Genomic DNA, 11,470 nt, shown 5'->3' with positions numbered 1-11,470 from the left:
TATTTACCTAATTTGCCACACTTATAAGTAGTAACCCACCTCCGCAGCCATTTATTGGTGTGGTCTACAGAGGATTATGTCTTTTTAGAGGGGAAAATCCCTAGAACCCCAGAGTGGTCGAGGTAAAGTTGAAATACGCTCTAAGTGTAGACCGCAGAGAAGTGGAAACGTTAGATTCGGTACTAAGAAACTGCACAAGCACTGAAATGATCGTACATGAACCTGCTGAGGAAAGTATAAAAACCACGAGAAACGTTTCAAAGTCCGCCCCGTTACTTATGTATGACGAAGATAATAACGGTAGGATTACTTGCAAGGAAGCTATCAGAAATGGTATTGCACCAGTAAGAAGATCACATCCTGCATACTCTTATATGAACGATAGAGATGGTGATGGGGTTGTATGTGAATAAATCGACTCTATCTATACGATCACTGGACTTCCAAAAAGCGGGACTTCAGGTAGTAGAGATGACATTTTGCTTGATATGCTCATTAGCCCACCAGCGAATCGGTGGCTAAAACCTTTAAAAACTAACGAGGAACTGAGTATGGCAATCAAAACAAATATACTGGAGCTAAATGGACTAAATCCGGCTTATTTCACCAATACGGAATTACTCCCTCTCGACGATTATCTGACGGGTAGAGGAATTTATCTATTTCCACATATTGAGAAGAGATTTGGCAGTATTCCTTTAGAGCGCGTTGTTGGTCATAGCCAAGGCTATGATGCGATGAAGTGGGGGGACTGTTTAGGTGGGCGTCACTTAAAACGTATTGAGCGAGCCCTAATGGAACTCAAAGAAAATCCAAATTACTATTTAGATCATCATGTAAAACCAGGTATTTCTTTTACAAAAGTTGAGGATGCTTACTTCATTGAAGAGGGAAAACATAGGACCATAACTGCGCGGTTCCTCTATCACCACAACCAGGAAGTTTTTAGAAATACCTCCCCTCTTTCTAACGTAAACATTCACGAAAGGTTCATTGATCATGAGTATATGGGCTATGTATATGAGATCAACATGCTACAGAAAATATACCCGGAATTAGAGTTTGAAATGACTTATACCGACTCAAATAATGAGAGGTGCTTGGCAGTACACCCGACTAATTTTAATATGCCAAGTAGTTTCTTTACTCGGGGAGAAGTCGAAGACTGCATAAAGCATTTAAAGAGTCCGAATCTATTAAACAAACTACGTTCACACAGACTGTACCAGCATATTGGAACTTCACATTGCTTAAAGCATATGTTCGGGAACATAAAGTAATTTGGTTGAGTTTTGCGTGACGTTGTCACTTGTGTCGTGGTCTAGTTGTATAGATGGTTTACTAAGCCTAGGCTAGGTTAAATGAAAACCATTTGTTAACTAGGTCATGACGTAAGATATTACAGTGTAATGGGAATTACTACCTACCGAAGATGATGAATACTGTTCAAAAAAAACTTGTTTAACGAAGAAGGATAGCATGAACGATAATAAGCCGAGTAAAACTCAAACCTCATTTCTGAGACGTTTGTTAGTTGCATATCTAATTGATAGAGGTTTTAACACTGTCCCAGCAATAGTGGAAGCAACGAATATGCCTCGTAGAACGGCACAGGATACTATCAAAGCTATTCATGAATTGGAGATTAAAATTGAACACACTAAAGGTGGTGAGTTTAAGATAATAGATTGGGGTGCAGTAAATCGTGATTGGATAGAAATTAATCGACAGCACGTGTGTGATGTGCTAAATTATCCGAGTAAATTTGATGATTGAATTACCCCTTAAACGCGATACTTCAAAGAAGTCCCTTCACACTTTCTGATAGTGAGTAATGCCATGATAGGTTTGAGGAATATACATGCCTTGTATTATTGATATTAACCACGATGTGAGTAAGAACAAAGAAAGCCAATGGGTCTCACTATGTGGTAAACACCTTTGGTTTAGTAATGACCCCCACAAAAGTATAGAAAATGCAAAACTAAGCGGAAAACCTATTTGCAAGACCTGTCGTAAGATTGCAGGAATTCCCATGTCTTCGAGAAGAAAACCCGAGGTCGAAGCTCCCTTTAAAATTTACACCGTTGGAGCTGGGGAAATCAAAGAGCGTATCGCAATCAAAGAAACCGATACCGGCTTTCGCACTCAAGGTGGTGATCTACAGTATAAAAACCAGAGACTTGATGCAGGACTTTGGAAAAATATTGGAGGAGATGCTTCAAAGTTAGTGACAACTAGGGAGCTTGAACAAGCGCGAAGCCTAGCTAAACATCAAATAACTATGCTTAAAGAGTATGTATCTAAACTACCGGAATTGATCACTAGTTTGGAGACCAAACTCAGTAAATACGAAGATTAAATATCAATTAATTATACGGATAATTAGCTTAGAACATGAAATCCAATTTCGAGACAAACACTGGTCTTAGGTTTATCTCAAAAGCTGAGACTGCATTTAAGATTCACATCCATACACCCGAAGATAAAATTCTTCATAGATCGGTTGGTTATATCCGTATTGGAGAGAAGAAAGGTCTAAAGAAAGCTATTAGGTTAAGGAACGAAATCGGCATAAAGTTGTGGGGGAAAAAGCTTTGGAAAAGAGTCTTGAATGAGCCTGAACTGTTTACCCGATTACCCCATAGTCTAGAGCCGAAACTAATAGAAAAGAACGCACCTATCAAATCAGACCCTCGAAGAAAAAAACTCCATTATTTGGCCAAGTGGTATGTATATGGTGATGACGGATCATTATCGACAAAGACTACAGTTGTGTCCGTGGAGAAGTATGGAAAGTTAGGGGCGTATAATAAAGCTAAACGTAAACTTACCGAAGTTTATAAAAATGAAATTGAAATATTATCTTACATGGATAGATTTAGTATTACTCTAGCTAAGTGAATGAGAAAATTATTAAAATGAATACGAAAAAATTTGTCGTTTCTACAGAGACAAGCATTGATACAGCCTATCGGCATTTCTGTAAAGCCAAAACAGATGATAGCTTAGACATCATGTTTGAAGGTGCTGAAAAGCAATTGGCAAATTTAGATTGTACTGGAGAGGAGCGCAATCGAGTCTTTCATAACATTTACATTGCATATGGACGTCGACAAGAAGACATCGATGGCGAAAGTACAAGTACAGAATATAAGGCACTGAGAACAGTTGATAAGAGCCTAGCTAATAACAAAAATCTAAGTACAGAAGAGCTACTGGGTGAGGCGCTAAGAGCAATGGAAAATAAGTAATGATCAAAATAGGATTCCCTGTACGCACTTCATTACACAAATTGACGAAACTCTTTACTCAGCTGTTTAACCGATTGTTTGTATACCTTTCAGTTAGCAATTTACCACAAGTAATCTTCATGGGGGCGGCCATATTTGCTCTGTTTAGTGCGGTTTTAAGCTTAACCGAATCGATTAACTATGTTCTTGCTGGGATGGCTAACTATGGCTTCATCGAATTGCTGAGGGTCTTAATCTACATTGCATTCGCTTTCTCTCTGGTAATGAAAATGTGGAAAATTAGTATTACTAGCTTTATCTTGATCATTCTCTTCGGACTAGCTATATCAACTGGCTTATCCAACGGCTGGGGAAGTACATCAATACAGTTAGGCTATGCTCTATCTTCCGGGTTTAAAGGTCTGGCATTGATCCTACTTGGAGGAATTGCTGGTGGTGTTTCAAGATGTCTGTATTGGATCTACAACCGTTGGCCAAAATGATAGTAACCTTAGTGTTGATTTAGAGTAGCTATGAACATAACAAATTGTTCAAGAGTGATTCGGCACGTGTGGCATTTTGACTATGCGTTGGTTTAGGTGATGAAGGTGGTATGCGGCGGCATCAGTATTGCGTTGCTCAAACCTTAATAGGGCGTTTATGCTTAGGAGCAGAAGTTGAGATATTTGGAAGAGTTCGAATTGGCGATTGAGCGCTCAAGGTACCTTAAATTGTCTGATACACGCTTTAAGGCTTTAGATGCGAAATTTTGTAGTGATGAAAACCTTCAAAATTGCTTGGATTTTCTAAATTATCTATATAACCCACTAAAAGACACCGATCTCGTAGGACAGTGTCTAAATATTCATTCTCAACTAATGAAAGCGGTAGAACATTTTTACGGAGCGCCACCAATATTCACTATTGGATCTATTACATTTGATGGAAATAAATATTTTGAGTTAACTGAGGATGATATCAAGTCATCAATTTTAGACTGTTCACCTACCAATATGGCCAATATTCACGCATGGTTGACGTTGCCTTCTATGGAGATACTAGATTTTACGTTTATTTCAACTTACGAGAGTCAAGCTGGAGACAGTGGCTTTCCAAAAGTTGTCAGTCAGTTTGCTGAAAGTCTAAAACCGCACTTTCATTATCACCCAGTGTTGACAGGAGAAGAGAGTCTTTCAAAGTTAGGTTTATCGTCCAGTGGCTAGCACTTGTTCTGAGCTATTGCAATAGCTACCAGCTCGTCACCTCGCTTGCCAGCAGGGATAATAAGTATCAAATGCAACTGGCAGGTAGTTCGATTCCTGTCTTATAGTCACTTAAAGTCCTGGCAATCAGTTCCGACGTTTTATTTACCAGATTAGCTTTATTTTAACTCTACTGTGAGAGAGTAATAAAGTCTCATGCTAAAATAGCCGCGATCGCAATCGATACGCTGCCATTCCTAAATCGAAAATGCCCCGAAGTTTGCCAGACTCTGATTTGGGACACACTTCTTTTGTCATCATTTGACCTATTTTTCCTAATAACAGAATATTTAGTTTGATATAGACTGTTATAGCTTTGGCAGAAATGAGGAAGATATGAACACTAAGGAAACCGAAGAGCTTCAAAGGAATATGGATATTTTTTCAACGCCATTAGATGTTGAAAAGTACATAGATGAAGGGCTAATTAGCCGCTACAAGAATACCAAAACTCAGTTTGTAATCCATTGTTCTAAAGATGAGTTACCTGAAGAAGTCAGTGTACGGGCAAATAAAATAGAAGTCTTAACAAATAAAGATGGTTCCAACGCTCTAGTTTTGGGGCTTGACTTAAAAGTCAGAAAATAGTGCGTGTTGAAAACAGCTATTTTGTAGACAAAATGGGGTTTAAATGTGGTCTGATAAAGAGTCCTCACTAGACTTTTTAAATTTTAGTGAAACTGCCGAATCGATTAAGGATCTAATCACCGAAAAGGAATTGATGCCAATATCTGTTGGCGTTTTTGGGGATTGGGGGGCAGGAAAATCAACAATCTTAGAGCTAACCAAAAAATCAATATCTGAAGAGAAGCAAGACTACATTCAAGTCCATTTCGATGCATGGATGTATCAAGGCTATGACGATGCTAAAGCGGCTCTATTAGAGACAATTGCATCTACCTTGGTAAACCAAGCGAAAGACAACGCCAGCTTGAGCAAGAAGGCTAAAGAGTTTGCAGGACGTGTTGACATCATTAGATCTTTGGGATTATTGATGGATGGTGGTGCAGCTTTAGCTGGCGTTCCCACCATGGGTGGTTTTCAGAAGTTGATGGGGCTATTCAGTGGTGGAGAGGATCGCGAACTAGACTTTGGTGATGCCAAGGATGCAGTAGATGGTGCGAAGCAGATAGCTAAAGATAACAAAGAAATTTTAAAGCCTAAAAAGGCTTTTTCACCCCCAAAAGAAATTAAAGAGTTCCGCAATGCGTACTCAGACTTGTTGAGTGAATTTGATAAACCACTCATAGTCTATGTCGATAACTTGGACCGTTGCTCGCCATTTAATGCAATTTCGACGCTGGAAGCGATACGACTATTTTTGTTTTTACCAAATACAGCATTCGTGATTGCGGCAGACGAAGATATGATCCGCTTAGCTGTGCCGGAATATCACAAGGGAGCTTCGCAGCGCCACCAAACAGACTACCTAGATAAATTAATTCAAATCCCAGTACACGTTCCAAGACCTGGTACTCTAGAAATCAGAGCTTACCTGATGATGTTGACAGCTCAAGATCATGGCGTTACGAGTGACCAGCTTGAGGGGCTTAGGGAAAGCCTAGAGCAGTCTCTTCAGCTATCTTGGAAGCAGTCACCCATATCAGTCGATGAGCTTTTGGACGTTGATAAAGTTCAAGATGTTCAGGGTAAGGACGAACTCAGAAGTAAGTTCATCGTGGCCGAACAACTTGCTCCATTGCTCGCAGAGTCCTCCAATATAAATGGGAACCCTCGAATTGTTAAACGCCTCTTAAATCAGGTGAAAATGAGAAGAAAAACAGCACTCCGTCGTGGTATGCAGCTGGATGAGAAAACCATTACCAAATTGGTGATATTTGAGCGTTGTTTGGGGACTCAAGCAACAAACAAACTGTATCAGTTGATTGATACAGAGAGTGGTTCTCCAAAGATTCTGGCTCAATTGGAAGATCCAGAAGCTGAATTCGATGATATGGATTTACCAGAAGAGTGGAAGCTAGATTTAGCCTTTCTTGACAAGTGGTCGAAGCTACCACCGATGTTTGCAAATGTGAACCTGACCCCAGCGGCATACTTAAGTAGAGAGAGTATCCCCATGGGCCTAGTGAATGCAGTTATGTCCGGCGCTGCTCAAAAGCTTGTGAAGGATTTAATGAAACAAACGGAAAGACTAAGCCATACAAACCAAAATGCCATAGCAGCGACCCCAAGAGAAGACTATTTAGCTGTGATGGATGGACTAATTGAAAACTTCAGGACTGTAAGTGATTGGTCAAAAGCTCCCCCAGGCATATATGGCGCGAGACTACTAGCAGTTGAAGAGCCTAAATGTAAAAAGGCGCTACTAACTTACGTGAAGGGACTGCCAAAGCAAAGGTGGTTGAATGTAATTATCAAGGAATTAGAAAAGTAGGTATTAATGGGTACTTCAGCATCATCAACTGGCCCTAATAACCAGAGCCCACTCATTCCGTCATGGGCTGAACAAAGTCCGCCTGTAACAATTGAGCCAGCTCAAGATACTGGTGGCCCGGACGGGGAAAATCAAGGTGACAAGGAAATCGACAATGAAAAAGTTCAGCAGGAAATCGGCAAACCATCTGGTACTGCCAATCCTGCAAACCGTTTTGCAGGAGCTAGAAGAGAATTCGGGAATTATGCCAAGGCCGGAGGTTCAAGCTCTGATCTAAGGCGAGCACTAAAGAGTTATTCTAAAAAAGGCTCTGGTGGTGGAAAAACCACAAGCCGAAGGTTGGCTAGTGGGATAACGGCTGGTACTGGTTTACTTGGAGTAATGCGTGGAGACACTGTTACTGTCAACAACCAAAGCCTTTCCTTAAATGACTTGAAAGGCCTATCCACTGACCAAGCTATTGATAGAATTGCTTCACATTTGGCTCCTGATAATGCTGACTCAGACTCTGTGAGAATTGCCTTAGATTACGCGCTGGAAGAAGCGCTACCAGATACAGAAGATTTCGATCCAAATAGTTTTACTGAAGAAGTAATCCAACAAGCCATCGGCTGCTATTTAACTGACTTGATTTTCCAAGATGTGGTTGAAGGCATGGGCAGGGCTTGGTTCCACGTAGAACCTGCTAGCAAGCACCATAGCATGGAAGTTGAGCTAAGGGAGCTTATCAAGGTAATAGCTCAGGAGCAGCTAGACAAGGTCACTAATGGCAACCCTAGCAATATCACCAGAAATAACATTACCAAGATTCAAGCTGATACCATCGCAATGACCGTTGAAGAATGGGAGAGTTTCGATGACTAAGTTTTACTTCAATGATAATCCAAACCAACTACCTGAATATTCAGAGTCATGCCACCCTGTACAACTATTCCACACTCACGAATATGATCAAAAAAAACACAGCTTAGCTTCCAGAGGACTACTGCAAACAGTAAGAGACTTGGGAGTTGCTGTTGAGCCTAAGGCAATCGATTTAATTACAATTGCTTCCGCTGTTACCGCAGCAGATACTTTTGAGTTAAGAGAGAAGGCTGAGAATGCTTGGTCAAGGCAAATGCACCTTCACATCCCTGTAAGTGAACCGAATATATGGAATGCAGAAAGCGCTGAGTTGAGTTCAATTTTGAACTTTCTTACTGGCGATCAATGGATGTTCACTTTTGAGCAGACATCAATGGAACTGCCTAAACCTAAGATAAGTAAGCAGGCTAAATATAAAGCCAAAACTCTTCTAGGAAAAAATGCTGTTTGCCTATTTTCTGGCGGTCTTGATAGTGCAGTGGGTGCTATTGATATCCTTAATGGAGAGTCAGAATATAAGCCTCTCTTAGTAAGTCACGCCTATCGTGGAGATGGTGCAAAACAGGAAGAAATTAAGACTTTGTTGTCTTCTCCATTTGCTGAGCTCTCCTATTCAATTTCTCCTCATATAATTAAAACATATGAAGGCAGAACGGACATAAGTATGCGTGGGAGAAGCTTTAACTTCTTGGCGATGGCCGTATTGGGCATTTCCGCACTGAGAAGTGCTAACTGTGATGCCAGTATTAAAACCATTATCGTTCCTGAGAATGGCTATATCTCAATCAATCCACCACTAACTAGAAGGCGAATAGGTAGTCACAGTACGAGAACCACACACCCCAACTTCTTGCAGAGGTTGGAAGAATTGCTGACACGCATAGGTTTTGACGTCAAATTCGTAAACCCTTATCAGTTTAAAACAAAGGGGGAGATGTTGGCTGAGTGCGTTGACCAAAACGCTATTAAAAAAGCCGTACCGCTAAGCGTTTCATGCAGCCACTGGCACAGAGAACACATACAATGTGGGCACTGCTTGCCCTGTCTAATTAGAAGAGCATCTGTTCATCATGCTGGCTTTGATGATGACGCACCATATAAAACAAAGCGATTGAAAACGCTAATTAAAGAGAAGGATACAAGAGACGACCTGCAAGCAGTTCAAACAGCCATTATCCGGTTGAAGCAAACCAATAATTACAAATCTTGGCTACGTAAATCTGGTCCAATCCCACTAGATAAGTCTATACGTAATGCCTTGGAATCAACGCTTAAGCGTGGTTTGATGGAAGTTGAAGTGTTTATACAGGCTAACAAAACATCATGATGGATATGCATTGCCATGTTGATCTATACCCCGAACATCAGAAGGTATTGGATGACATTGAACGCTCAAACTATTACGTATTATCTGTAACAACAGTGCCTTCAGCCTTCGAAGGCACTGTTAATCTCACAAAAGGGCTTAAGCATTGCAAAACCGCTTTGGGATTGCACCCTCAGCTAGCTCATTTAAGGAAAAATGAACTACCAATTTTCGATCGACTTATAGAGAAAACTAAATATATAGGTGAGATTGGACTAGATGGATCAAAAGGCTGGAGAGAGCATTTTGATGACCAATTATTGGTTTTTAATCACATTCTGAAAAAATGTGAGTCATTCAATGATAAAGTTCTAACAATACATAGCCTGAATGCAGTAGACGAAACCTTAATGTGTCTGAAAAAACACCCGAAAGCAGGCATCCCTGTTCTCCACTGGTTTTTGGGGACAAAAAAACAGTTATTAGAAGCTGTCGATATAGGTTGTTATTTTTCAGTTGGACCAGCAATGCTTTTCTCAGCACGTGGAAAGCGACTTATATCTTGGTTACCTAAAGATAAAATTCTTCTAGAAACAGATGGACCTTTTGCGAAAGTTTCGGGAAAAATACTGTTCCCCTCAGATGTTGATACCGTAATTCAGTATCTTTCTAAAGAATGGGAAGTGTCTCAATCAGATACAGTTAGACAGTTGAAGAATAATTTACGTCAATTAGTTGCTAAATGAATACATCTTTGTAGAGATGTTGTGCAATTGGGACCTATAAATGTAGATCTTGAGCTAGCCACCTTGTTAGGTGGAGAAAATATGACCCAAACGAAAAAAAATTATTATGGACAAATCAGAACATTGTAAAGAAGTTTACGCATATTACGGTTTAGCGATGTATCGTGCTCAATGTGTGGAGCAATCGATTATTCAGTTGCTCATCTTTTGTGATTTATACGAAAGAGAGGCAAAGTCTAAGCACACCCAAGAGGAGTGGGAGGCTAAGTTTGATAGCTTTGATCAGGAAGTTAGTGATAAGACGATGGGTAGACTAATAGGACATCTAAAATCTTTAAACGTACTTCAAGCGACTACAGAATCGTTGCTAGCTAAGGCACTCAAGGAACGTAACTTCTTGGGGTTCTAGGGATTTTCCCCTCTAAAGTAACATAGAACGCTACAGGTATTATATTATATGGTCTGTGGCGGTGGGTTACCTTCCAATATTCTGCCATCTTATATAAACACCATCAATCATATTGGCGTTTATTCATCATGGCAATTAGTAATGAACTCTCGATTCTGACTCAGGCAGAACAACGAGACTTGTATTCAGCACCTCAGTTTTCTATTGAGGAACAACGTTTGTATTTTTCGCTAAACGATGTAGAACAGGCCGAATGCCGTACTATCAGGCTTACTAAACATCGTTGTTATTTCGTGGCGCTTCTGGGCTATTTTAAATCTAAGCCAGTGATCATTGCTCCGAGTTTCCGTGATATCAGTATCGACATGCAGTTTATTGCCTCCCAAATTCAAAGAGGTAAAGGGATCAGGCCTTTCAGTGTCAGTAAAATGCAGCGTGACCGTATTTACTCAAGGATACTGCGTCTACTAAATTACAATAAGTGGAATGAAAAACAGCACCTCAATGCTCTGTGCCACCACCTGGTTTACATTGGTCATGCCTGGCTGGAGCCTCGACACCTCTTTGATGCGGCCATTGAATACCTTGCCAGCCATAACATTGCCATTCCTAAGTACTCCGTGCTTCAAAGACTGATAAGCCGCACAATGCAACAGGTCAGAAAAGACCTGACGCTCCAACTGAATCAACTTACCAGTAATGAACTTAACGTCTTTCTGGACAACATAATCACTACTAAAGACGACGGGCTGAGTCTGAGCCATCTCAGGGGTGGTGCCAAAAGTCTGACCGTGCCTGAGCTTAAAAAAGAGCTCGCCATTTACCACCGGTTAGCACCATGGCACACGCAAATAAATGACGTTGTGGACAGGCTCAATCTGTCGCTAAAAAATCGACAACACTTCAGCGGCCTTATTGATTACTACGGCAGTAAAGTGCGGCGCTTCAAACGCTCACAGCAGCACCTGTGGTTACTGTGTCATCTGACAGAGCGCATGCAACTTGCACTGGAGCGCCTGACGGATGGGTTTGTTTACCATATCCGAAAACAACAGGAAGCCGCCAACGCCTTTGCACAACAAGCAGTGTTCCTGTCCTGGCAGTCAGCTGCGGACAATGTCACGAAAGCGGCAGAGCTACTTCACCTGTTTGTTGACGAGAATATTGATGACAATCAGCCCTTCTCAGTAGTCAGACAACAGGCATTGAAGGTCATGAATGACAGGGATATCCAGACCCTCTGCCTTTACCTGAA

At 40.9% G+C, this 11,470-nt stretch carries 15 protein-coding genes; all 15 read left to right on the top strand.

The window, feature by feature from the left end; all coding sequences use genetic code 11:
- Positions 1–206: 206 nt before the first annotated feature.
- Complete coding sequence (locus R7Q41_RS24540) at positions 207–413, top strand: excalibur calcium-binding domain-containing protein (RefSeq protein ID WP_077284359.1); 207 nt, start codon at positions 207–209, stop codon at positions 411–413.
- 138 nt (positions 414–551) lie between these two features.
- Entirely contained in the window at positions 552–1,280 is a 729-nt protein-coding gene (locus R7Q41_RS23280) for a hypothetical protein (protein WP_025634892.1), read from the top strand.
- Between the two features lie 199 nt (positions 1,281–1,479).
- Complete coding sequence (locus R7Q41_RS23275) at positions 1,480–1,776, top strand: helix-turn-helix domain-containing protein (protein ID WP_025634893.1); 297 nt, start codon at positions 1,480–1,482, stop codon at positions 1,774–1,776.
- An 85-nt stretch (positions 1,777–1,861) separates the two neighbouring features.
- A complete protein-coding gene (locus tag R7Q41_RS23270; protein WP_025634894.1) occupies positions 1,862–2,362 on the top strand; it encodes a hypothetical protein in 501 nt (166 codons plus the stop codon).
- A 35-nt stretch (positions 2,363–2,397) separates the two neighbouring features.
- Positions 2,398–2,904, top strand: a complete 507-nt coding sequence (locus R7Q41_RS23265; protein ID WP_029811849.1) for a hypothetical protein — start codon at positions 2,398–2,400, stop codon at positions 2,902–2,904.
- 17 nt (positions 2,905–2,921) lie between these two features.
- Positions 2,922–3,254 (top strand): hypothetical protein, encoded by a 333-nt coding sequence (locus tag R7Q41_RS23260; RefSeq protein WP_029811850.1) that lies wholly within the window; start codon positions 2,922–2,924, stop codon positions 3,252–3,254.
- Positions 3,254–3,736 carry a hypothetical protein gene (locus R7Q41_RS23255; protein ID WP_025634898.1) on the top strand — a complete coding sequence of 161 codons (483 nt, stop codon included), beginning with the start codon at positions 3,254–3,256 and terminating at the stop codon, positions 3,734–3,736. Before R7Q41_RS23260 ends, R7Q41_RS23255 begins: the two co-directional genes overlap by 1 nt.
- A 174-nt stretch (positions 3,737–3,910) precedes the next feature.
- On the top strand, positions 3,911–4,456 hold the full coding sequence (locus tag R7Q41_RS23250; RefSeq protein WP_025634899.1) for a hypothetical protein: 546 nt from the start codon (positions 3,911–3,913) through the stop codon (positions 4,454–4,456).
- Positions 4,457–4,831: 375 nt separating this feature from the next.
- Complete coding sequence (locus R7Q41_RS23245; RefSeq protein ID WP_025634901.1) at positions 4,832–5,083, top strand: hypothetical protein; 252 nt, start codon at positions 4,832–4,834, stop codon at positions 5,081–5,083.
- A 43-nt stretch (positions 5,084–5,126) separates the two neighbouring features.
- Positions 5,127–6,890 carry a P-loop NTPase fold protein gene (locus tag R7Q41_RS23240; protein ID WP_025634902.1) on the top strand — a complete coding sequence of 588 codons (1,764 nt, stop codon included), beginning with the start codon at positions 5,127–5,129 and terminating at the stop codon, positions 6,888–6,890.
- Positions 6,891–6,896: 6 nt separating this feature from the next.
- The gene (locus R7Q41_RS23235) at positions 6,897–7,754 is read left to right on the top strand and encodes a hypothetical protein (protein ID WP_054574966.1); all 858 of its coding nucleotides are present in this window, start codon (positions 6,897–6,899) and stop codon (positions 7,752–7,754) included.
- Positions 7,747–9,081, top strand: a complete 1,335-nt coding sequence (qatC, locus tag R7Q41_RS23230; protein ID WP_025634087.1) for a Qat anti-phage system QueC-like protein QatC — start codon at positions 7,747–7,749, stop codon at positions 9,079–9,081. The genes R7Q41_RS23235 and qatC overlap by 8 nt, the downstream gene beginning before the upstream one ends.
- Entirely contained in the window at positions 9,078–9,806 is a 729-nt protein-coding gene (qatD, locus tag R7Q41_RS23225) for a Qat anti-phage system TatD family nuclease QatD (protein ID WP_025634089.1), read from the top strand. Before qatC ends, qatD begins: the two co-directional genes overlap by 4 nt.
- A 106-nt stretch (positions 9,807–9,912) precedes the next feature.
- Entirely contained in the window at positions 9,913–10,215 is a 303-nt protein-coding gene (locus R7Q41_RS23220; RefSeq protein WP_077284361.1) for a hypothetical protein, read from the top strand.
- A gap of 128 nt (positions 10,216–10,343) precedes the next feature.
- The coding region (locus R7Q41_RS23215; protein WP_206926118.1) for a DUF4158 domain-containing protein at positions 10,344–11,470 on the top strand (1,127 nt) is incomplete at its 3' end.

Source organism: Vibrio sp. 2096 (assembly GCF_033339595.1).
Lineage (GTDB): Bacteria > Pseudomonadota > Gammaproteobacteria > Enterobacterales > Vibrionaceae > Vibrio > Vibrio alginolyticus.
This window is presented reverse-complemented; position numbering and strand designations above follow the sequence as displayed.

Bases quoted from the DNA above. Each gene is read 5' to 3' on its own strand.
- R7Q41_RS24540 (WP_077284359.1), top strand. From the start codon at position 207: ATGATCGTACATGAACCTGCTGAGGAAAGTATAAAAACCACGAGAAAC.
- R7Q41_RS23245 (WP_025634901.1), top strand. From the start codon at position 4,832: ATGAACACTAAGGAAACCGAAGAGCTTCAAAGGAATATGGATATTTTT.
- qatC (WP_025634087.1), top strand. From the start codon at position 7,747: ATGACTAAGTTTTACTTCAATGATAATCCAAACCAACTACCTGAATAT.
- R7Q41_RS23260 (WP_029811850.1), top strand. From the start codon at position 2,922: ATGAATACGAAAAAATTTGTCGTTTCTACAGAGACAAGCATTGATACA.
- R7Q41_RS23270 (WP_025634894.1), top strand. From the start codon at position 1,862: ATGCCTTGTATTATTGATATTAACCACGATGTGAGTAAGAACAAAGAA.
- qatD (WP_025634089.1), top strand. From the start codon at position 9,078: ATGATGGATATGCATTGCCATGTTGATCTATACCCCGAACATCAGAAG.
- R7Q41_RS23280 (WP_025634892.1), top strand. From the start codon at position 552: ATGGCAATCAAAACAAATATACTGGAGCTAAATGGACTAAATCCGGCT.
- R7Q41_RS23265 (WP_029811849.1), top strand. From the start codon at position 2,398: ATGAAATCCAATTTCGAGACAAACACTGGTCTTAGGTTTATCTCAAAA.
- R7Q41_RS23240 (WP_025634902.1), top strand. From the start codon at position 5,127: ATGTGGTCTGATAAAGAGTCCTCACTAGACTTTTTAAATTTTAGTGAA.
- R7Q41_RS23255 (WP_025634898.1), top strand. From the start codon at position 3,254: ATGATCAAAATAGGATTCCCTGTACGCACTTCATTACACAAATTGACG.
- R7Q41_RS23235 (WP_054574966.1), top strand. From the start codon at position 6,897: ATGGGTACTTCAGCATCATCAACTGGCCCTAATAACCAGAGCCCACTC.
- R7Q41_RS23275 (WP_025634893.1), top strand. From the start codon at position 1,480: ATGAACGATAATAAGCCGAGTAAAACTCAAACCTCATTTCTGAGACGT.
- R7Q41_RS23220 (WP_077284361.1), top strand. From the start codon at position 9,913: ATGGACAAATCAGAACATTGTAAAGAAGTTTACGCATATTACGGTTTA.